Source organism: Arthrobacter sp. DMZ02-1R (assembly GCF_057747935.1).
Genome location: NZ_CM173230.1, coordinates 786,698 through 808,112 on the forward strand (window position 1 = coordinate 786,698; position 21,415 = coordinate 808,112).

The 21,415-nt window shown below is 64.2% G+C and carries 20 protein-coding genes; 15 read left to right on the forward strand and 5 right to left on the reverse strand.

Translation table 11 applies throughout. The features are described from left to right. The first annotated feature begins 177 nt into the window (after positions 1–177). From ssd to AC3ANQ_RS03700, 7 genes are all read left to right on the forward strand, one after another. A complete protein-coding gene (ssd, locus tag AC3ANQ_RS03670) occupies positions 178–1,392 on the forward strand; it encodes a septum site-determining protein Ssd (RefSeq protein WP_488303860.1) in 1,215 nt (404 codons plus the stop codon). Next, positions 1,389–2,690 (forward strand): TadA family conjugal transfer-associated ATPase, encoded by a 1,302-nt coding sequence (locus tag AC3ANQ_RS03675; protein WP_488303861.1) that lies wholly within the window; start codon positions 1,389–1,391, stop codon positions 2,688–2,690. Before ssd ends, AC3ANQ_RS03675 begins: the two co-directional genes overlap by 4 nt. Beyond that, positions 2,687–3,478: a type II secretion system F family protein gene (locus AC3ANQ_RS03680; protein ID WP_488303862.1), complete on the forward strand. Its 792-nt coding sequence runs from the start codon at positions 2,687–2,689 to the stop codon at positions 3,476–3,478. Before AC3ANQ_RS03675 ends, AC3ANQ_RS03680 begins: the two co-directional genes overlap by 4 nt. 230 nt (positions 3,479–3,708) lie before the next feature. Continuing rightward, positions 3,709–4,125, forward strand: a complete 417-nt coding sequence (locus tag AC3ANQ_RS03685) for a type II secretion system F family protein (RefSeq protein ID WP_488303863.1) — start codon at positions 3,709–3,711, stop codon at positions 4,123–4,125. 194 nt (positions 4,126–4,319) lie between these two features. Continuing rightward, positions 4,320–4,664 (forward strand): DUF4244 domain-containing protein, encoded by a 345-nt coding sequence (locus tag AC3ANQ_RS03690; RefSeq protein WP_488303864.1) that lies wholly within the window; start codon positions 4,320–4,322, stop codon positions 4,662–4,664. Positions 4,665–4,669: 5 nt separating this feature from the next. Beyond that, entirely contained in the window at positions 4,670–5,305 is a 636-nt protein-coding gene (locus AC3ANQ_RS03695; RefSeq protein WP_488305251.1) for a TadE family type IV pilus minor pilin, read from the forward strand. Further along, the gene (locus AC3ANQ_RS03700; RefSeq protein WP_488303865.1) at positions 5,302–5,787 is read left to right on the forward strand and encodes an Rv3654c family TadE-like protein; all 486 of its coding nucleotides are present in this window, start codon (positions 5,302–5,304) and stop codon (positions 5,785–5,787) included. The genes AC3ANQ_RS03695 and AC3ANQ_RS03700 overlap by 4 nt, the downstream gene beginning before the upstream one ends. 116 nt (positions 5,788–5,903) lie before the next feature. Here the strand turns inward: AC3ANQ_RS03700 and AC3ANQ_RS03705 are convergent, their stop codons facing one another. Next, positions 5,904–8,228 carry a DEAD/DEAH box helicase gene (locus AC3ANQ_RS03705; protein WP_488305252.1) on the reverse strand — a complete coding sequence of 775 codons (2,325 nt, stop codon included), beginning with the start codon at positions 8,226–8,228 and terminating at the stop codon, positions 5,904–5,906. A gap of 95 nt (positions 8,229–8,323) precedes the next feature. Next, positions 8,324–9,019, reverse strand: a complete 696-nt coding sequence (locus AC3ANQ_RS03710) for a GNAT family N-acetyltransferase (protein ID WP_488303866.1) — start codon at positions 9,017–9,019, stop codon at positions 8,324–8,326. 125 nt (positions 9,020–9,144) lie between these two features. On the opposite strand from AC3ANQ_RS03710, the gene trhO reads away from it, so the two are divergent. Beyond that, the gene (gene trhO / locus AC3ANQ_RS03715) at positions 9,145–10,038 is read left to right on the forward strand and encodes an oxygen-dependent tRNA uridine(34) hydroxylase TrhO (protein WP_488303867.1); all 894 of its coding nucleotides are present in this window, start codon (positions 9,145–9,147) and stop codon (positions 10,036–10,038) included. A 21-nt stretch (positions 10,039–10,059) separates the two neighbouring features. Here the strand turns inward: trhO and AC3ANQ_RS03720 are convergent, their stop codons facing one another. Continuing rightward, positions 10,060–10,596, reverse strand: a complete 537-nt coding sequence (locus tag AC3ANQ_RS03720; protein ID WP_488303868.1) for a DUF6023 family protein — start codon at positions 10,594–10,596, stop codon at positions 10,060–10,062. A gap of 44 nt (positions 10,597–10,640) precedes the next feature. After that, on the reverse strand, positions 10,641–11,018 hold the full coding sequence (locus tag AC3ANQ_RS03725) for a DUF6023 family protein (protein ID WP_488303869.1): 378 nt from the start codon (positions 11,016–11,018) through the stop codon (positions 10,641–10,643). A gap of 155 nt (positions 11,019–11,173) precedes the next feature. Between AC3ANQ_RS03725 and AC3ANQ_RS03730 the strand changes: the two genes are divergently transcribed. The 7 genes from AC3ANQ_RS03730 to proC all read left to right on the forward strand — a co-directional run bounded on the left by AC3ANQ_RS03730 (position 11,174) and on the right by proC (position 20,365). After that, positions 11,174–12,871: a DUF7059 domain-containing protein gene (locus tag AC3ANQ_RS03730; RefSeq protein ID WP_488303870.1), complete on the forward strand. Its 1,698-nt coding sequence runs from the start codon at positions 11,174–11,176 to the stop codon at positions 12,869–12,871. A gap of 9 nt (positions 12,872–12,880) precedes the next feature. Next, the gene (locus AC3ANQ_RS03735; protein WP_488303871.1) at positions 12,881–13,522 is read left to right on the forward strand and encodes an ArsR/SmtB family transcription factor; all 642 of its coding nucleotides are present in this window, start codon (positions 12,881–12,883) and stop codon (positions 13,520–13,522) included. A gap of 288 nt (positions 13,523–13,810) precedes the next feature. Continuing rightward, positions 13,811–16,534 carry a type I DNA topoisomerase gene (gene topA / locus AC3ANQ_RS03740; RefSeq protein WP_488303872.1) on the forward strand — a complete coding sequence of 908 codons (2,724 nt, stop codon included), beginning with the start codon at positions 13,811–13,813 and terminating at the stop codon, positions 16,532–16,534. Positions 16,535–16,710: 176 nt separating this feature from the next. After that, positions 16,711–17,208 carry an SseB family protein gene (locus AC3ANQ_RS03745; RefSeq protein ID WP_488303873.1) on the forward strand — a complete coding sequence of 166 codons (498 nt, stop codon included), beginning with the start codon at positions 16,711–16,713 and terminating at the stop codon, positions 17,206–17,208. Between the two features lie 71 nt (positions 17,209–17,279). Then, on the forward strand, positions 17,280–18,344 hold the full coding sequence (locus AC3ANQ_RS03750) for a Ppx/GppA phosphatase family protein (protein WP_488303874.1): 1,065 nt from the start codon (positions 17,280–17,282) through the stop codon (positions 18,342–18,344). A gap of 1 nt (position 18,345) precedes the next feature. Then, positions 18,346–19,182 carry a sugar phosphate isomerase/epimerase family protein gene (locus tag AC3ANQ_RS03755; RefSeq protein ID WP_488303875.1) on the forward strand — a complete coding sequence of 279 codons (837 nt, stop codon included), beginning with the start codon at positions 18,346–18,348 and terminating at the stop codon, positions 19,180–19,182. Between the two features lie 352 nt (positions 19,183–19,534). Continuing rightward, on the forward strand, positions 19,535–20,365 hold the full coding sequence (proC, locus tag AC3ANQ_RS03760) for a pyrroline-5-carboxylate reductase (protein ID WP_488303876.1): 831 nt from the start codon (positions 19,535–19,537) through the stop codon (positions 20,363–20,365). A 44-nt stretch (positions 20,366–20,409) separates the two neighbouring features. Here proC and AC3ANQ_RS03765 read toward each other — a convergent pair whose 3' ends face one another. Next, complete coding sequence (locus AC3ANQ_RS03765; RefSeq protein ID WP_488303877.1) at positions 20,410–21,381, reverse strand: magnesium transporter CorA family protein; 972 nt, start codon at positions 21,379–21,381, stop codon at positions 20,410–20,412. Between the last annotated feature and the right edge of the window lie 34 nt (positions 21,382–21,415).

Consider the following 21,415-nt stretch of genomic DNA (forward strand, 5'->3'; position numbering starts at 1 on the left):
GCCGTCCGCAATCCTTCTGAGCGCGATGCTTCAGTGGGCCGCGCTTCGGTGCGCAGTGCTTTCGAGCAGGCTTTCGTTCGGGGCGGACTCGTCCTCCACAGGGTCTTTTGTGGTTGTTTGTCCACATACGCCAATACGGTTCTTCAATGCTCCCGGGTAACCGGGGACAGTGGCTTCATGAGCGGGCAACATCTCCAACAGAGTGACGGCAGTGGTGGCAGAGCCGGTGGCAAGGGCGGCGGTGTGCGTCGCGCGGAGATGCTTCAACGTCACGGCCACCGGTCAAGGACGTCCGGTACGGGGCCCGGGCCTGATCCTGGCCCGGTGCCGGGGGAGCCATGGCTTCCCGTCGATTCCGCCGAAGTCCTGTTGGTGACGGGCAATACCCGGCTTCAGGCTGAGATGGAGAGGATCGCAGCGGCCGTAGGTGCCAGCCTTCGGACCGCGGTCAATTCGTCCGAGGCCTTGTCGGTGTGGGACTCCGCGCGGATGGTGCTTCTGGGCAGCGACATCCGCGAACTTCCGCCCCGCCGTCGTGCACCTTCTGTCTTGCTGGGACTCAACGGCGAGGGGGACTCTTTGTGGCAGTTGGGAGCGGCCTTAGGGGCCGAACGGGTCGCAGTGTTGCCGGAAGCTGCGGCATGGCTGGCGGAGCACCTCAGCCGCTCCCACGCTCCTGACCCTGGAGGCCTGGTGCTCGGAGTGACAGGAGGATGCGGCGGTGCAGGTGCCTCCACGGCCGCAGTCTGGCTGGCCCAGGAAGCGGCCATCCATGGGGTGCGGACATTATTGGTTGATGGTGATCCTCGGGGAGGCGGTCTTGAGCTTTGCCTTGCTGCGGAAGACGCGCCGGGACTGCGCTGGCCCGATCTTGCCGGCGCCAGTGGCAGCATCGACCCCCGGCAGCTGAGCGACTCACTGCCGGTAGCAGGCGGATTCTCTTTCCTGTCCTGGCCAGGCAGCCGCGACCGTGCCCCGGACGTCGGGTCAGGTGCAGTCGCAGCTGTTCTGGATGCGGGCAGACGGGGTTTTGAACTGGTCATTGTCGATATTGGCCGCGGAACGGAATCGCTTGGCAGCTTCGCCTGGTACTGCGACAGGATCCTCCTGGTAGCCCCGGCACAGCTCCGGGCAGCCGTCGCCGGTGCCCGGCTACTCCAGGAGCTGCCGCCAGTGGAGACGGCGCTCGTGATCCGCGGGAACACCGGTTCTGCCGTGGATGGACCCCTCATTGCCGAATCGCTTGGCCTTCCCCTCCACGGCGTCCTGCCCGAGCTTCGGGGAACCACCGGGGCCGCGGAGCATGGACGCCTCTTGGAGTTCGGTAAGCGCAAGGCCGTGCGTCGCTTTGCTGGATCCGTCCTTCAACTGCTCGACGACGGAGCAGCATGAGTGTGCCTGGATTCTCAACCGGCGGGCGCCGGCGTCTTTCGCAGCGTTTGGACGCCGCGCTCCTTGAAACCGTTCGGGAAACGGTTATGTCCGACGCCGGACCTGTCACGCCATCGCGGGTGGCCGCCGCCGTCCATGCCACGGGCCGTCTACTCGGAACCGCTGGTGCGCTCGCCGCCGTCGAATCGATCAGCGCTGAACTGAGTGGGCTGGGGCCTCTCCAACAACTTGCACGGGATGCCTCCGTGACGGACATCTTCGTGAATGGCCCGGACTCCGTCTGGTTCGACCGAGGCAAAGGGCTCGAAAGAGCCCAGCTGCACTTTGACGGCGAACCTCAAATCCGTGCCCTTGCCGCCCGGCTAGTGGCAGCCGGCGGACGCCGCTTGGACGACGGGTCACCCTGCGTCGATGTCCGGCTCGACGGCGGCTACCGGGTGCACGCGGTGCTTCCGCCGATTTCGACGGCCGGAACCTTGTTGTCCGTGCGGATCCGGCGCGAGGAAGTGTTCTCCATGGATGAGCTTTGCGAGGGCGGGATGTTCGGGTTGCCCGTACAGCGGGTGCTGCAAGCCATGATTGACCGCAGGTTGAGTTTCTTGATCAGCGGAGCCACCGGGTCCGGAAAGACTACTCTGCTGTCCACGATGCTCGGGCTGAGTAGTCCCGATGAGCGCCTTGTACTGATTGAAGACGCCTCAGAACTGAACCCGGTGCACCCGCACGTCGTGTCTCTTGAGTCCAGGCACGGAAATCTTGAAGGTGGTGGCGTCCTGGACCTCGGCGAGCTCGTCCGGCAGGCGTTGCGGATGCGGCCGGACCGGCTCATCGTGGGCGAATGCCGGGGAGCCGAAGTCCGCGAACTGCTGACGGCACTCAATACCGGCCATACGGGTGGCGGTGGCACGATCCACGCAAACACAGCCGCCGCCGTTCCCGCCAGGCTCGTTGCCTTGGGCGCCCTCGCAGGCCTGAGCAAGGAAGCCGTCAGCCTGCAACTTTCAACAGCATTGGATGCAGTGGTCCACGTCGAGCGGACCCCTGCCGGAAGGATGGTTTCGTGCATCGGGCTATTGGCGGACGGTGGGACGAGCCAATCCGTGGTGCCTGCCGTGGAGCTGCGCGAAGGCGCCGCTGTTGCCGGTCCCGCCTGGACGGAGCTTGCAGCCCGCCTTGAGCTGGCCCCAGGGCTCCTGCCTGCTTCGCCTGAGTTGCCGGGGCAGCAGTCTTCGTCCGAATTGCTCGGGCCCGATCGGCGGATTGCCCGTTCGGATCATCGTCTTGGAGCTGTCACGTGACCGGGATCCTCATGTTCGTCCTTGCAGCCGCTGTGTGGGTCACGTTCCAACCGTCCCGGCGACGTGGCAAACGGGTAGTGCGCGCTTTGGCACCTGCTCCCTCGGCGCCAGCTGGAGCGCGCAGGCCGTGGAGACGCACCCGTGTGGACGCGTTGCCGCTCACGGTGCTCGTGCAGCAGTTGGCTGCGCTCCTCCGAGGCGGCCGGTCGCCGTCAAGGCTTTGGGAGGAACTGTGGACGGTGCATGGCTGCAGGGACCAGGGCGATAGTTCGGTCGACGCCGGGGCACCAAAGGCACGCGGGAAGGCTTCGGGATTACCCGGGCTGTCGTCCGGATCCCTTCGCGTTCTGGCGGCCGCGCGGTCGGCCTCCATGATCGGGGCGTCCGTTGCCGAAGCCATCAGAACGTCGGCGGCGAAGGATCTGACGGCCGGGCTTCCCGTAGAACGGCGAATCTGGGGAGAGCTTGCCGCCTGCTTGGACGTTGCCGAGGCAAGTGGTTGTCCGTTGGCGGACGTGTTGACGCGGTTTGCCTCCCAGCTTGAAGCGGAAGACGACGCCGGTGATGCTCGGCAGACTGCACTGGCAGGTCCGAAGGCCACCGTCCGTCTCCTGACATGGTTGCCCGTGTTCGGGCTTGGACTGGGCATGGTGCTGGGGGTGGATCCCTTGGGGATCCTGATGGCCAATGGCATCGGATTGGCGGCGTTCGCGGCGGGCATCGTCTTAACGATAGTGGGCAGGATCTGGTCCTCGCGATTGGTGCTTGCGGCGGCGGGCATCGACTGATGGATTCGACTTTCCCTGCCATCGCGGTGTCAGTGGTCTTGATTTCCGCAGTAGTCCTCGGGCTGGCGAATCCGGGAAGATCCCGGCAGCATACAGCCCTGCGGATGCTTCGCGGATCGGCTGGGGGCATTGAGCCGCCGAAGCACCTTCATGGGGGCCAGTCCTCCGGCATGGCCCGGAATTTCCAGAGGCGGCGATCAGATGGGCACGAAGGACTGCACAATGTGCCAATGATTCTTGAGTTGGTGGCAGCCATGCTCGATTCAGGGGCGGGACTTGGACGGTCCCTCGAATTGATCGCTGGATGTGCGAGCCCGCAGCTCGGCCGTTCCCTGGGATCCGTGGTTGCCGCCCTGGACATCGGAACGGACTGGGAGACCGCGTGGCGGAGTTCGGGCCCGCAGTGCGCTGAAGCATGCAAGCTCAAGGGCGCCCTCGCCTTCGCCGCGCTGACAGGCGCGCCGTCCTCGGCCATTCTTTATGCCCAGGCAGCCCGCCTCAGGCGTGAACAGTTCAGGGCTGCGGAAAAGCGCGCAGCGGCCCTCGGGGTGAAACTCGTCATCCCGCTGGGCTTGTGTTCTTTGCCCGCCTTTATTTGTCTCGGAGTCGTCCCGGTTCTGTTGGCCATGCTTCCGTCAGCGGGATAGTCGGGCGCGCGTCCTGAGCGGCGGTGGCGCTTGAGCCTGGTGCGGCGCGTGACGCGACCGCTCGGGTTTTCCTCCACATGAGGTGCCAGAAGCGAGTTTTCCACATAGAAAAATTGGGTTCTTTTGAAGACCGGGTCCCAACGGGAGAGTCGAAGTATGGCCGGAGCAAGCCGGTCCCAGCGAAAGGAAATGAAATGAATGCAACTGCGGATACTTTGATCCAAGCGGCCCCTTCCCAGCCGGAAGCCGAGGTTCTGGGGCTGTTCCCGGGCTCACAGCGAAGCCAGCCTGTCCGGCCGCCCGTCCACCCACGCTTCTCGGGCGAAACAAGCCCCACGCGGTCTGACGCGGAGCTTCCTGCAATCAGACGGTCCAAGAGGCGGCTTATGGGGTCCGAGCTTGGGATGGCCACAGCGGAGTACGCCATCGCAACGCTTGCCGCGGTGGGATTCGCCGGACTCTTGGTGGTCATCCTTCGCAGCGAGGAAGTGCGCGGCTTCCTCCTCAACCTCATTCGCAGCGCACTCGCCCTGCCATGACGAAGATGCAGGGATCCAAGCGTAGTGCTGAGAATTCGGTACGCCGGTGGGCACGGGCTGCCAGGCGCTCGAGGCACCGCATCATCGCGTGGCGGCGTTGTTCTGGCAGGCGGTCTTCTTCGGAGGAGAAACTTCATGGCCCGGAGAAGGGCCATCGGAGCCTCGCTCTCCCCGAGGGAGATCGAGGTGCCGTCACTGCTGAGTTCGCGGTGGCACTGCCAGCTGTCTTGCTTCTTTTGGCGCTACTTCTCGCCGGATCCGCGGCCGGAATTACTCAGCTGCGTTTGGAAGAAGCAGCGAGGGCCTGTGCCCGCGCTCTTGCCCGCGGTGATGGAAATTCGGCCGTGAACGGGATCGTCCAGAGATTGGCAGGGGACGCCGCTGTGGCCGTTGTTTCGGAAGACGGCGAATGGATCAAGGTCACGGTCTCCGCCCCGGTGGCTGGCCCGCTCGGATCCCTCATCCCATGGACGCTTTCAGCCGCGGCTTCCGCCAGGGGAGAGACGCCTCGGACGCCAGCGGCCACTTCGCCCTTCCCCGATGTCGGGGACAGGGTTGTTGATTTCAAGGGTGCCGCGCCAGTCGCGGAGCCGGTGGCCAGGGTGGGACTCCAACATCTTGTGGAAGGGGTAGCGGCGTGAGGGCAGATACCGCCCGCGCCAATCGCAGCCGCGGGTCAGAGGGAGTGCGGCGTGAGTGCTGGGATTGCCTGGCCAATGTGGGCCCTAGCAATGCGGAACTTGGCGTGAGGGCAGACATCGCCCGCGCCAATGCGATCCGCGGCAACGGGGAACGCGGCTCCGGCACCGTCCTGGCTCTTGCCTTGGGTCTTGTCGTCATGATCTGCATGGCCGGAGCACTTATGTTGGCCCAGACCGCGGCGATGGCGGAACGTGCCGCCACCGCGGCCGACCTTGCCGCACTCGCGGGAGCGGACGCTGCCCGTGGACTGACATCAGGAGATCCTTGCGTCGTCGCCAGCGAAGCCGCTGCGAGGCACGGAGCGTCGTTGTCGGCCTGCACTCTCAGGGACGGTGAGATCGTGGACGTCCGCACGGAGTTGGTTCGTGGTGCAGTTTTCGGGACGGCCACCGGCCGTTCAAGGGCTGGTCCGCCGCCCTAGGCGGCGGCTGGCTGGCCACCCGCCCCTGGACAGCGTCCCGCAGGAGCGCGGCAATCAGCCTGGCGGCTGCCCTGGACAGCATCCCGAGGAGCGCGGCAATCAGCCTGGCGGCTGCCCTAGACAGCGTCCCGCAGGAGCACGTCGATCAGGGTGACCGCGGCATCCTTGTCCAGGGGGTTGTTCTTGTTGCCACATTTGGGCGACTGAACACAGGAAGGGCAGCCGTTCTCGCACTCACATGCCTTGATGGCGTCCCTTGTTGCGGTCAACCACACTTTGGCTTTCTCGAAGCCACGCTCGGCAAATCCGGCACCGCCTGGATGGCCGTCGTAGACAAAGATCGTGGGAACCCCTGTATCGGCGTGAAGCGCTGTTGAGACACCGCCGATGTCCCAGCGGTCGCTTGAAGCCACCAAAGGGAGAAGCCCGATTGCGGCATGCTCGGCAGCGTGGAGCGCACCCGGGAACTGTGCCTCGATAAGGCCCGCACCTCTCAGTGAGCGGTTGTGGACCACAAACCAAACTGCCTTGGTGAAGAGATCCCTGGCCCCTAGTTCCAGCGGCTCTTCCCCTAAGACTTCATTGGAAATCAATGCCTTACGTTGGAAGGAAACTACCTGTGTTGTCACTTTCACTTCCCCGAAGTGAACTGCGACGTCACCCCATTCCATGGTCCGGAGAGTCTGCAGGACTTCGATCTGCGTCACGTCCCGGGCTGTCGTGTAGTAGTCCGGGTTGGCTCGCCGAACCATCACGCAATGGTCTTCTTCGTTCAATTCCTCAACCAGGTAACTGTCACCCTGATGCACATAGATGGCACCGGTGTGGGCCTGGTAGTGCGTCTGCGGCGAATCCATTGTGCCCAACAGAGAGCCAGTCTCGGAATCCACGATGCTCACGGGGCCGCCGCCGTCTGCGCGCAGGTTCACCATGGCCGCGGCGCTCTCCGGGTGGGTCCAGAACCAGCCGGCGGGCCGTTTCCTCAGGTACCCCTGCTCCACCAGCTGATTCAGCAGGGGCTCGGACGTTGGTCCAAACAGGCCAAGCTCAGCCATCCCGATTGGGAGCTCGGCGGCTGCCGCGCACAAGTGGGGGCCGAGTACGTAGGGGTTCCCGGGGTCGAAGACGGTGGCTTCGACCGACACATCAAAGATTGCCTCCGGATGGTTGACGAGGTAGGTGTCCAGCGGATCGTCGCTGGCCACGAATGCAGCGATGGCGTCTTGGCCCGCGCGGCCTGCTCGTCCGATTTGTTGGAACAGGGAGGCCCTTGTCCCGGGCCAACCGGCTACCAGTACCGCGTCCAGTCCGGAAATGTCGATTCCTAACTCCAACGCCGACGTGCTGGAGACTCCTAGCAACTCGCCCGAGCGCAGGGCCTTCTCCAAGGCGCGTCTCTCCTCGGGGAGATAGCCAGAGCGGTACGCAGCAACCCGCTGGGGCAAGCTGGGGTCTACCTCGTCGAGGAGACGCTTGGCAATGGATGAAATTGTCTCCGCCCCACGCCTGGATTTGATGAAGGCGATAGTCCGGACGCGGGAGGACACCAGGTTGGCCAGCAGGTCCGCGGTCTCGGCCACGGCAGTCCTGCGGGCCTTTGCTCCGTTTTCGCCCTTCAGCTCGGTCAGGGCAGGTTCCCAAAAAGCCACTGTGGTGGAGCCGTGTGGCGAACAGTCCTCGGAAACTTCGCGCACGGGAGTCCCGATGAGCCGGGCAAAGGAAGTCCCGGGGTCCGAGGCCGTCGCGGACGCGGCAATGAACACAGGCTCAGGAAAGGAGTTGCCGGCACCGTAGTACGCGCAGATCCGCCGGAGCCTTCGCATGAGGTTGGCGACGTGTGACCCGAACACTCCGCGGTAGCTGTGGGCCTCATCCACGATGACGTACCGCAGCCGGCGGAAGAAGCGGGCCCACCAGGTGTGGTTGGGCAGGATCCCAAAGTGCAACATGTCGGGGTTGGCGAGGATGAAGTTGGCGTGGTCGCGGATCCAGCGGCGCTGTGACTGGTCGGTGTCACCGTCGTACGTTTCGGCCCGGACCGTGGGGAGCTTGAGGGAGCGGATCGCTGCCAGTTGGTCGGCGGCGAGGGCTTTGGTGGGGGAAAGGTAAAGGGTGACTGCACCGTCGTCGTGGATCTTGCCCGGTTCGGATAGCACCCGTAACTCGGAACGGTGGATCGCGTCGAGGGCAGGTAACTGATAGGCAAGGGACTTCCCGGACGCGGTGCCCGTGGCAATTACTACGTGTTGGCCCGAGTGGGCGAGTTCGGCCGCCTCGATTTGGTGCCGGTAAGGTTCGTGGATGCCCAAGGTTCCGTAGGCGGCAACGATATCGGGATGGGCCCAGCCCGGCCATGCCTCATGGACTGCTTGGCGTGCAGGAATGGTTCGGACATGTCGCAACTGCTCCGGGTCCGGGCTCCTGCCCAGCAGGGAGATCATAGATTCAGTTGCGTTCACTTAGACATTCTGTCATCGCGCCGGAAACCGACCCTTGTTGACGCCGCTGCGGACCCGCTCCGGCCGCCGAAGGGACGCTACGCCACAGACAGATCAGTCTCGTCGACCCGCTTGGTAGACATCATGAGTACTTGGCTCACGTTCTTCCAACCCAGGTGCGAATAGAGGTGCTGTCCGTCCAGGGAAGCCAGAAGGAGTCCGCTTTCGACGTCGTGCTCAAATGCCTGTGCGGCGAGGGCTTTCATGATGAAGCTGCCCAGTCCTCGGCGTTGGTAGTTGGGTTCGGTGACGATCTTGTCAAACACGGCCGTCTGCTTGACCACGAATACCTGGCCGCTGGCTGCCACCTCCTCGCCGGCGTGGACAACGGCGTAGTGCACGCCCTTGCTTTCGGAGGTCGCGAGTTTGAGATTGTCATCGGAGAGCCATGGGTCTTCGGCATCCTGCGTTTCCATGTCCACGATCATCATGGTCTGGGAATCGGAAGTGATGTTCAGCCCGTGCTTCCGCGCCAGCTGGTCATAGCGGGCGACGTCGTTCGTAAGGATTGTCAGGATGCGGGTGTCCGCTTGGGCGGTCTTGGCAGCCAATTCGGCAAACTCGGCATCCGAGGGGTCGTGCGCAAAGTACTCCCAGTCGCCGGTCTTGTCCGCACGCAGTGCCGCCGGGAACCGGCCTTCCTTCCGCGTCTCGTAACCCCGGGAACCTGACCAGCCAGCAACCCAGACTTCCAGCAGATCAGCGATGTCTCCAACCAAGGCGTCGTGACTCATGTAGAGAGACTATGCCAGCAGTCTGGGAATCAACAGGGGCGGCCAGTAACAGCTCAGTTAACACTTTGGGAAGGCGGACAGCTGCTCGACACAGGAGTTTGGGGCCACCAAGTACCCTTAAATACGTGGCTTTAAACAGAATCGTGCTCTTCTATGGCTTTACCCCGATTGCAGACCCGGACGCGGTGCGGCTGTGGCAGCGTGCCCTGTGCGAGAAGCTGGGCCTCACCGGCCGCATCCTTATTTCCCGGGACGGCATCAACGCCACAGTCGGCGGGGAGCTGAACAACGTCAAGCAGTACGTGAAGACCACCAAGGAGTACAGGGGCTTCCACGGTATCGACTTCAAATGGTCCGAAGGCGGCGCTGCGGACTTTCCCCGGCTCAGCGTCAAGGTACGCGATGAGATCGTGTCCTTCGGTGCCCCCGGAGAACTGAAAGTGGACGAGAACGGCGTCGTTGGCGGCGGCACTCACCTCCAGCCGGAAGAGCTCCACGCCTTGCTGGAGCAAAAGAAAGCTGCCGGGCAGGAAGTGAAGTTCTTCGATGGACGCAACGCCTTCGAAGCCCAGATCGGCAAGTTTAAGGACGCAATCGTTCCCGATGTCGCTACCACCCACGACTTCATCAAGGAACTCGACTCCGGGAAGTATGACGAGCTCAAGGACCAACCCGTGGTCACTTACTGCACCGGCGGGATCCGCTGCGAAGTCCTTTCCAGCCTCATGGTGAACCGCGGGTTCAAAGAGGTCTACCAACTCGACGGCGGCATAGTGCGCTACGGCGAAACCTACAAGGACCAAGGCCTGTGGGAAGGCTCCCTTTACGTTTTCGACAAGCGCATGCACGTGGAATTCAGCGAGGATGCCAAGACCATCGGCCAGTGCGTCCGCTGCCAAGCGCCCACCAACAAGTTTGAGAATTGCTCGAACCTGAGCTGCCGCAACCTCACACTGTATTGCGCCGAATGTGCCTCAAGCCCGGAAACGTTGCGCTGCCCGGAAGGCTGCGCGGCCTAGCTCCGGGTCGCCTGGGGTCGCTTAGATGCGGCTCACCCGGTATGCGAAGTTCGCCGGGGCATTGGCTGTCACCGTAATTCCCAGGACGGCATCTTTCTCCAGTTGCAGGACGTTGACCCGCGTGGTGCCGCACTGCAGCATCAGCTCGATGAGGACGTCGCTCCCGTTTCGCACAGTGAATTCGGTGCTGCGGGCGCCGCGGCACGCGAGTGTCACGGCATAGGAACCGCCGGGAAGTTGCGTTGTTTCTTCGGCGCGGGATTCTCCACGCGACAACAGCCCATAGCTGCTATAGAAGGACTGCCCGTTCACGTCCGGGAGGACGTCCCCCGCCCAGGCCTTCAGTGCATCGCCCGTGACGGTCTGGCTCAATGCCGGATCGCGGGGCAGCACCGGATCCGTGAAGACTGCCGACGGCGGACTGCTCACCGGCGCACGACCGTCGTCGTAGGTGTATTCACACGAGGCCAGAGGGCCGCACGCGAGCACACCACAAAGCACGACGGCGGGAATCGCCACCCGTGTCTCCGGTACCTTCAGGGCGTGCACCCACCCCATAGTCCGACTCTACGCCGGGCCGCCGCGGTTGGAACAAGGTGGCGTCAGGAACCCGGAACCAGTTGGTACGCGTAAATCAAGGGCGCATCGACGCTGCTTGTGCTGATGCTCAATGGACCGGACGAGGAAACCTTGATGCGGGATGTTTCGCGGCTGCCATTGCACGCCGCTCCTGCCTCAGTGAGCTGCTTGCCGGACGCGGAAACGGCGAAGAATGCCTTGCCACCGCCGTCGCAGGCCACCGTCAAGGTGTACGTGCCTGAAGCCAGGTTGGCCACGCTCTTGACCAGGGGGTCGCGGTTCAGTATTTTTCCTGAGTCCTCCAGGACGATTCCGGCCGCGGAAGGAATGGTCGTTGCCTTCCACGAAGGGATGTTGGCGTCGGTGACGGACCCTGCGGGGACGCACGCCGTGGTTGCCAAGATGCCAGCGCCCGATAGCAAGGAGTGCTGCGCGTCGGCGGATGGAGGGGTGAAATGCCATGATTCAACGCTACCCGCTCGGGCGCCAACGCCGGGACGCGAACGCCCGCCCGTAAACGGCCGTGCCCACACCCCAGCCCCAATAGACTTGCACGGTGACTGATCCCGCAACGCCCACCATCTTCGGGACCGCCCCGAACACCCCCGACGCTCCCCGCAGCGACCTCCCGGAACTGCTCGCAGCGCTCGCCGGCGACCTGCGAAGCGTGGGTTACACAGTAGACGGAGTGGCAGAACTCCTCGGGGCGTCTGCCCACGCAGCGCTCGCCCGGGACCAGCTCATCCCTGCCCTGATCGTCACCGAACCGACAGCCCGCACCGGAGACCCGGTGACGGGCGTAACAAAAGCCGCGCTCGCCGTCGTCGTCCGCTTGTGGCTCCTCGCCGTCCCCCAAACGGAAGACGACATCGACGCCGCGTTGCCGCGCGTCCGCACCTCGGGCCTCCTGGAGCTTGGCTTGGCAGTGAAGAACGACGCCGGCGCTGTCGCCGCCAAAGTGGACTTGCGGCCGTACGGTTGGGATTCCAATGAAGACGGCAGCGGTGGTCCCGAACTGTGGGTTGCCAGCGATCTCGCGGCCCATCAACAACCCGGCGTCCTCCGGCATGACCACGTGCTGGGCATCGGGCAGGCCTCCACCACGCTCGTGCAGACCACCATCCGACGGCACTCGAAGCGCGCCCTGGACCTTGGCACGGGCTGCGGAATCCAGACCTTCCACCTCCTGCACCACAGCGAACACGTCACGGCCACGGACATCTCCGAGCGGGCCCTCGCCTTCACGCGTTTCAACCTGGTGCTGAACGCCGAGGCCTTGCACGTTGATCCGGCTGATCTCGAGCGGCGCGTGAGCTTGCGGCTGGGGTCCCTTTTGGAACCCGTGGCGGGAGATACGTTCGACCTCGTCGTGTCCAACCCGCCCTTCGTCATTACGCCACGCAGTGCCGGCGAGCACGCTTCAGATCAGTTCACGTACCGCGACGGCGGGCTGCCCGGCGACGACATCGTCGCCAACCTCGTCCGCACGTTGCCGGACGTCCTCGCACCCGGTGGCACGGCGCAGATGCTTGGCAACTGGGAGATCCCCGCTGGCACTGGATGGAGCGATCGGCCTGCCTCGTGGCTGGCCGGTTCCGGCACGGAAGCGTGGTTCATCCAGCGGGAACAGGTGAGCCCGGAGCTCTACGCGGAGACTTGGCTGCGGGACGCTTCCGAGGGCCGTGACCGTGAGCTCTACCGCGATGCCTACGCCGCCTACCTCGATGATTTCGCCTCCCGGAATGTGGAGGCCATCGGTTTCGGGATGATCTGGCTGCGGCGGCCGGTGCGGGCGGGCACCGCGGATCCCGGAGCGGTGTCCGCCCGTTTCGAGGAAATCACGTATCCCATCGAGCAGCCGATTGGTCCGCATCTTGCCGCCGCGATCGAACGCGCCGACTGGTTGGATGCCCACGAGCTCGCCGACGTCCACCTTGTGGTGGCTGACGACGTGACCGAGGAACGCCACCAGCGGCCCGGCGCGGAACATCCCGGAGTCATCTTGTTGCGCCAGGGCGCGGGGCTGCGCCGGACGAACCTGCTGAGCACCGAGCTGGCCGGCTTCGTCTCTGCGTGCGACGGCGAACTGTCCGTCCGCCAGCTGATTGGCGCCTTGTCGGCGCTGCTTGGGGGAGGGGACGACTTCGACGACGATGCTTTCCGCGCCGGATTGCTCTCAGACGTCGCAAACCTGGTCCGCGACGGTTTTTTGTTGCCCGTGGCTTCGGACAATCAGGGCGACGCTGCCGGATAAACTGTTCCGGTGAATGAAGACAACGGGGTATCCAACGGGCTGGCATCCCCGAAACGCCGGAAGCGGCCCGGGAAGACGGTGGAGATCACCGATCCCAAAGCCATCCGGGCGCTCGCCCATGCCGCCCGGCTTGAGGTCATCTCGGAGCTCTATTCAACCCAGCTGAGCCGCACGGCAACGGAACTCGCCGCACTGACAGGGCTCACGCCCAGCGCCATGAGCTACCACCTGCGGGCCCTCCAAAAATGGGGCATCGTGACTCCTGCGGGCAACGAAGGCGATGCACGCGAACGCCGGTGGAAGGCCGCCGGTTCGGACTTCACCATCAAATCGGGCGGCAACGCTCCGAGCCCGGAGATCGCCGTCGTCGAACTCGAACTGGACGCGTTCCGGCGTCGGGCCACCGCCTTCACCCGGGCCCGCGGTGAGCGGCGCAAGCGCGGCGAGTCCGCGAACGAGGCTGCGGCTATGGTCTTGTCCAGCGATCTGCTGTACTTGACTTCGGAGCAGCGGACGGATCTCAAGGCCAAATTCCAAGACCTCATCAGGTCATATGAGCTCGAAGATCCCACGCAGATTCCCGAAGGCGCGGTGCGAATCGCTACGATGTGGTCAATGATTCCGGACGACCGGACCCCGCCCGCAAGCTAGTCCCCACCGCCACCCTAGCCTCGCAAGCTCGGCCAGGGAACCCTGGCGGTGTGGGCCCACCCACCGCCACCCTAGCCTCGCAAGCTCGGCCAGGGAACCCTGGCGGTGTGGGCCCACCCACCGCCACCCTAGCCTCGCAAGTCCCCACCGGCTCCCTCGCCGGCGTGGGCCCAACGCACTGTTCCTCCACAGCGGTTATCCACGTGGAAACGCACGATTCTGCAAAATATGGTGAACTAGGCCAATATGGGCAGGAGCCCAAGCAATTCATTTTTCTGTAGGAGAACCGTGCCCAGCAAGGCAAAAACCGGCAAGAAACTCGTGATCGTGGAGTCTCCGGCCAAGAGCAAGACCATCGCCAAGTACCTGGGCGAAGGCTTCATTGTCGAGGCCTCGATCGGCCACATCCGTGACCTCCCGCAGCCGTCGGACCTCCCTGCAGAACTGAAGAAGACCTCAGTGGGCAAGTTCGCCGTCGACATCGAAAACGACTTCAAGCCGTATTACGTGGTGTCGCCGGATAAGAAGAAAAAAGTCGCCGAACTCAAGGCCCAGCTGAAAGACGCTGACGCGCTCTACCTCGCAACCGATGGGGACCGCGAGGGCGAGGCCATCGCGTGGCACCTCTTGGAGGTCCTGAAACCCAAGGTTCCCGTCTACCGCATGACCTTCGGTGAAATCACCAAGGAAGCCATCCACCGCGCCATGGACAACCTGCGCGACGTCGACAGCGCTTTGGTGGACGCCCAGGAAACGCGCCGCATCCTGGACCGCTTGTACGGCTACGAAATCTCCCCCGTGCTCTGGCGAAAGGTGGCCCGGGGCTTGTCGGCCGGCCGGGTGCAGTCGGTCGTGACCCGCATGGTGGTTGACCGCGAACGCGAACGCATGGCCTTCAAATCCTCGTCCTACTGGGACCTGACCGGCCAGTTCGGGACCGGTTCCGCGTCCTTCAAGGCGAAGCTTGCTGCCGTGGACGGCGCGAAGGTGGCCAGCGGCCGCGACTTCAACGACGACGGCGTCCTCACCTCTGTGAACGCCGTGCACCTCAACGAGGAACTCGCGACGTCGTTGGCGGCCGGACTGGAGACCGCGGACTTCCGCGTCCGCTCGGTGGACACCAAGCCGTACACGCGCCGTCCCGCCGCACCGTTCACGACGTCGACGCTTCAGCAGGAAGCCGGCCGTAAGCTGCGCTTCACCTCCAAGAGCACCATGCAGATCGCCCAGCGCCTGTATGAAAACGGCTACATCACTTATATGCGTACCGACTCCTCCGCATTGAGCGACGAAGCGCTCACGGCTGCCCGCCGCCAGGCCGCTGAACTGTACGGTCCCGAGTATGTGCCGCAGTCTCCCCGCGTCTACGCCAACAAGGCCGCCAACGCGCAGGAAGCCCACGAAGCCATCCGCCCCGCGGGTGACTCCTTCCGCACCCCGGCGCAGGTGGCAAGCCATTTGACCGGCGACGCCTTCCGCCTCTACGAACTCATCTGGAAGCGCACCATCGCCTCCCAGATGGGCGACGCCAAGGGCTCCACGGCCACCATCCGCCTCGGCGCGGTGGCTGCCGATGGGCGCGACGCCGAATTCTCGGCCTCCGGTACGGTCATCACCTTCCCGGGCTTCCTCGCAGCATACGAAGAAGGCAGGGACGAGAGCCGCGGCGACGACGACTCCGATGAAGCCCGCCGCCTGCCCAACGTTGCCAAGGACGATTCCCTCACGGCTTCAGACATCGTAGCCGTGGGCCACGAGACCTCCCCGCCGCCGCGGTATACGGAAGCGTCGCTGACGGCAGAGCTGGAAAAGCGTGGCATCGGCCGTCCGTCCACCTACGCGTCCACCATCTCCACCATCCAGGACCGCGGCTACGTCCGGAAACAGGGCTCCGCGCTGGTTCCCAGCTGGATCGCCTTCTCCGTAATCCGTTTGTTGGAGCAGCATTTCACCGACTACGTGGACTACGAATTCACGGCGGACATGGAAGGCGACCTGGACAAGATCGCCAACGGCCAGGCCGTTGGTGCCGCTTGGCTCAAGCACTTCTACTACGGTGAAGACGCCGATCCCGGACTGCTGAGCATCGTCAACAACCTCGGCGAAATCGATGCCCGCGAGATCAACTCCGTGCCGATTGCCGAAGGCATCACCCTGCGCGTCGGCAAGTTCGGCCCGTACCTGGAAAGCTCGATCCCCACTATCGACCCCAAGACCGGTGAGGTCGTGGAGTCGGCGCGTGCCAACGTCCCTGAGGACCTCGCACCGGACGAGCTCACTGCGGCCAAGGCAGTGGAGCTCATGGAAACGGCTGCCCCCGAGGAACGTGTCCTGGGCGCGGACCCGCACACCGGGCACACCGTGGTTGCCAAGAACGGCCGCTACGGCGCCTACGTCACCGAGATCATCCCGGAAATGACGGAAGAGCAGCTGGCAAACCAGCCGGTCGAATACTACAAGAACGGCAAACCCAAGCCGCCGAAGAAGCCCGTCAAGGCCAAGCCGCGCACGGGTTCGCTGTTCAAGTCCATGTCCGTTGACTCGATCACGCTCGACGAAGCAATGCAGCTCATGAGCCTGCCCCGAGTCCTCGGCGCGGATGCCGAAGGCAACCCCATCACGGTGCAGAACGGCCGCTTTGGGCCGTATTTGAAGAAGGGCACGGACTCGCGGTCCATCGGCTCCGAGGAAGAGATCTTCACCATCACCCTGGAACAGGCACTGGAGATCTACTCCCAGCCGAAACAGCGTGGTGCACGCGCAGCCGTGCCACCGCTGGCTGAGTTCGGTCCGGACCCGGTCTCGGAGAAGAACATCGTGGTGAAGGAAGGACGTTTCGGCCCGTACATCACCGACGGCGTCACCAACATCACAGTTCCCCGCGCCACGTCCTTGGAAGAGCTGACCCGGGAGCAGGCCATCGAGCTGCTCGCCGAGAAGCGCGCCAAGGGCCCGGTCAAGCGGACCACCACGGCCCGCAAAGCGCCAGCGAAGAAGGCTGCGGCGAAGTAAACGCGTTAGCGATGCGCATATTCCCTGGCGATACCAGAATTCGGTTGTCGTCAGGGAATATGCGTGTCCCGGGGAATTATCCGTGTCCTCACCCGGCATGCACCCACGATCTCGGCGGGCGGCGGTTGACGGGCCGGGAATTGCGTCTTGCACGTCAACCGTGATCGAGTGGAACCATGACAGATCAGCCAGCTGCCCCGGAATCCCTGCCTTTGAACGATCTCGAGTCCAAGCTCGCGAAGGCCGGACAAGCCGACGCGAGTCCCGTGGATGTGATCCTGTCCTTCTTGAACAACGAGGTCTACATCCTCAGCGCAGACTCCCTGGATAGGCCCGATGCCGCGGTGGAACCGCTCGTGCTCTCGAACGCCGAGGGCCAGCCCGTCCTTGCTGTCTTCAGCCACCCCAGCCGGGTGGAGGCGCAGTTCCTGGAGGCTGCGCCCAACGTCCTTGGTACCCATGGCGCTGCGATTCTGGACAGCATCGGTGACGAGCTTGGCCTCGTGATCAACCCCGGCAGCGAGCACGGCTTCGAGATGGGCCCGGAGGGCATCGCCAACGTCCGCCGGGACTTCACCCGCGCCGACGAAGGTGCCGACGCGGCTACACACGCAGCTGGACATTCAGCCACTAATCCTGCCGACGGCACCACAAACGCCGGGCCCCAGGGCTAATTGACTAGCCGCCCGCACGAATCGGCAGTCGCACTTGCTTCACTCGCTTCGAATCGGGGAATAATGGCAGAATGCGTCTTGGCGTCCTAGACATCGGTTCCAACACTGTCCATTTGCTTTTGGTGGACGCGCACCCGGGCGCACGCCCGGTCGCGTTTGCTTCCCATAAGCGACCCCTTTCGCTGGTCCAGTTCCTGGACGCCGAAGGTAACATCAACGACGCCGGGCAACACGAGCTGATCGAGTTCGTCCTTGAAGCGTGGGAGTTCGCAGCCCGCCACAAAGCCGAGGATCTACTGGCCTTTTGTACGTCGGCGATCCGGGAAGCCACCAACGGTCCCGAAGTCCTGGCCAGGGTGAAGCACGAGACTACCGTTACGCTGCAGGAACTGACCGGTAGCGAAGAAGCCTCTATGACCTTTTTCGCGGTTCGACGCTGGTATGGCTGGGGCGCCGGTCCCATCCTGGACCTGGACATCGGTGGCGGCTCTTTCGAAATGGCATTCGGCCAGGACGAGCTGCCCGAGCTCGCGGTGTCCGTCCCCCTGGGTGCCAGCCGCTTGACCCGGGACTGGCTCCACAATGACCCGCCGTCGGCCAAGAGCGTCAAGGAGCTGCGCAAGTACATCCGCCAAACACTCAAACCCGTGGTGCGTGAGTTCAAGCAACTCGGCCGGGCCAACCTGGTGGCGGGAACCTCCAAGACCTTCCGTTCGCTTGCACGCATCGCGGGTGCGGCCCCCAGCGGTGCCGGTCCGTACGTCAAACGCGAACTCCATGCCACGGACTTGGGACTCTGGGCGCAGCGCATCTCGGCCATGACCGTCGAGGACCGGCTCTATCTCCCGGGGGTCTCGGATGCGCGGGCCGGGCAGATCCTTGCCGGAGCCCTCGTGGCCGAGGCGGCCTTGGAAATGTTCGAGTTTCCAAGCATGGAGATCTGCCCGTGGGCATTGCGCGAAGGCTTGATCTTGCGCCGACTCGACCAGCTGATCTTTGACGGCCCGCTGGCGCCGGCCCCGCACGTCGGGCTCGGCGGTGCGGTACCGGTGCCCCGCGTGGGAGCCAACACCCGAACGGCCGCGCCCGCGGCAGCGTCCTTTCCCATCCCAACCGCTGGCAGGCAGGCCATCTGACATGAGCACCGACGTCGAGCACTCCGAAGAAGACACGCCGAGGATCCCGGTGGCGCTTTCCAGCGCTTCCGTCTATCCACTCAGCGTCCATGACGCGTTTGCGGTGGCCCAGGACCTGGGGTACGACGGCGTGGAGGTGATGGTGACCAACAACGCCACCAGCCAGAACCCGGATGCCTTGATCCAGCTCAGCCATCGTTACGACCAGCAGATCGTCTCCATCCACGCGCCCACCTTGCTGCTGACCCAACAGGTCTGGGGTCCGGCGTGGAACAAGATCGAGATGTCCTGCCAAATGGCGCGGGAGGTCGGCTGCAACACGGTGGTGGTCCACCCGCCGTTCCGCTGGCAGTCGAACTATGCCGAGAACTTTGCCGCCGGTGTGCGCGAGATTGCGGCGATGTACCAAGTGCACATCGCGGTGGAGAACATGTACCCGTGGCGTGTGCGCGGCCGGGAAGCACTTGCTTACCTTCCGCACTGGGACCCGATGGGCCAAGATTACGACGACGTCACGTGGGACTTCTCGCACGCCGCCACTGCTGGGGCCAACAGTCTTGAGGCCGTGCGGGCGCTCGGGAGCAAGTTGCGCCACGTCCACCTCACCGACGGTTCCGGTTCGGGCAAGGACGAACACCTGATCCCCGGGTACGGGACCCAACAGTGCGCCGAGGTGCTGCAGCATCTGGCATCCAGCGGATTCGAGGGCACCGTGGTTGCCGAGATCTCCACGCGCAAGGCAAAAGCGGCCGGGGAGCGCGAGGAGTGGCTCGCTGAAACCCTGCGCTTCGCGCGCCAGCATTTGGGAGCGCCACTCGTGGGAGCCTTCGAGATCTAAGGGCTGTTGAGATGGCCGCACGACGGCGCCGGGCGGCTGGGTCGCGCTCGCCCGGGGTCGCTCTGCCCCGCCGTCACGCTAGGTGCGTGACCCGATCACGCGGCTTAAAAGAGAAAGCGCCGGCGGTCGACACGGGAAAATGGGGGGAAACCCGTTCGACCACCGGCGCTTGTGGCGGACATCCCCATGCCCGCTTCATCACTCGCACCCTCAATGAGGTAACTACTAAGTTACGGAGCGATATTGGGTGCAGCCTGCAATAAGCTTGGGAACTAGCTGGGAATCCTGGGCGCCTCTCGACGGCCCTGCAATTGGATCTGCAGCGGCGCAGCTGAACTGGCATCATGGAGCCATGAGCAACCGAATCGCATTCCTTGGCTGTGGGTCCATGAACGAGGCCATTCTGGGTGGCTTGCTGGCCGCCGGAACGGATCCGTCGGACGTCGTCGCCACCGTGCGCCGCGCAGAACGCGCCGCCGAACTGGCCGAGCGCCACCATGTCATGACCATCGCCGGAGCGGAGGAACCAGACAACAACAAGTTGGCCACCAAAGGCGCGTCGGTTGTCATCCTGGGTGTCAAGCCCGTGGGCATTGCTGATCTTGCCCGCGAGATCTCGCCCGCGCTGGCCAAGAACACCATTGTGATCAGTGTTGCCGCTGCCGTGTCCATCGCCCAGCTGGAAGCAGCGTTGCCGGTGGGCCAGCCGGTCGTCCGTACAATGCCCAACACTCCCGCCAAGCTCGGCCGCGGGGTGGTCTCCGTTTCTCCCGGAACCAACTGCACTCCCGAACAGCTCCAGCAGGCCAAGGACATCCTCGGCGCCGCAGGAACCGTGGTGGAAATCCCCGAGGAACAGGTGGATGCCCTGTCTGCCATCAGCGGCTCCGGCCCCGCGTACGCGTTCTACCTTGCCGAGGCCATGGCCGCCGCCGGGGTCGAACTTGGCTTGGATCCCGAGCTTTCCCTCATGATTTCCCGGGAGACCGTGGCAGGTGCCGGCTTCATGCTTGCCGAGCCGGGCGCGGATCCGACCGCACTGCGCATCGCCGTGACCAGCCCGAACGGCACCACGGAGCGCGCAATCGCGGCCTTCAACGAAGGCGGCATCCCCGCGATCATCGCCGCCGGAGCCCGTGCAGCGGCTGCCCGCGCCGCAGAAATCACGCAGCAACTCGCCTAGCCTTCTCCCTCGAAGAAGCCCGCTGCCTGGGCAGCGGGAGTCGGCTAAATCCAGTCCCGCTTCTTGAACGCCAGGTACAAGAATAGTGATCCACCGGCCATGAGTGCGCTGGAGAGCCAGAGACCGTAATCGTTCTGGAAGCCGAAGAAGGGCACGTTCTGCCCGAAGAAGCCGGTGACGGCGGTGGGGACGGCGATGATAGCTGCCCAGCTGGTGACTTTTTTCATGACCAGGTTCATCTGGTTCCCCTGGATGCTGATATGCGTTTCCAGGATGGTGGTGACGAGGTCACGGAGCGATTCTGTCCATTCAGTGGCGCGCAGAACATGGTCGTAGACGTCCTGCAGGAAGGGCTGCATCGCGGGGCTGCAACCGACGAGGTCATCGCGGCGCAGGAGGGTGTTGAGGACTTCGCGCATGGGCAGGATCACGCGGCGGAGCCGGACCAGGTTCTTGCGTAGCTCGAAGGTCTTCCGCTGCAGGTCGTGGTCGGGGGAGTGATCGTCGAAAAGTGATTCTTCGAGGGTGTCGATGTAGCCGTCGAGTTCCTGGACGGCGTCGAAGTGCCCGTCGACGATCAAGTCCAGCAGGCCCCAGAAGAGGAAGGGCACCCCATGGGCGGTCAGGTCAGTTTCCGCATCCCAGTGCGCCATCAACTTGTCGGTGTCGAAATCAGGGCCGTGCACAGTCACGAGGGCGTTCCGGGTCACGAATGCCGAAATCTCGGCGATGCCGAGTTCGCCGGTGCCGGACTCCAGCCTCGCCTGATAGGCCGACAGGAACAAATGGTTCGGGTACCGGTCCAGCTTGGGCCGCTGGAAGTCATGGACGGCGTCCTCAACGGCCAGACGGTGAAGCCCATACACCGTCTCGACGCCCAGGAGGTCATCCGCTGTCGGATTGGTGAAGTCGATCCACAGCACCACGTCATCCTGGTTGGCCAGGGCCTCGATCTCGTGGGCGCCGACGTCGTCGCGTTCGAGTTTTCCTTCGCGGTACAGCCGTATGAATACCATCCGCCCCATGCTACGGCAGCCGGCTCCAAGCAAA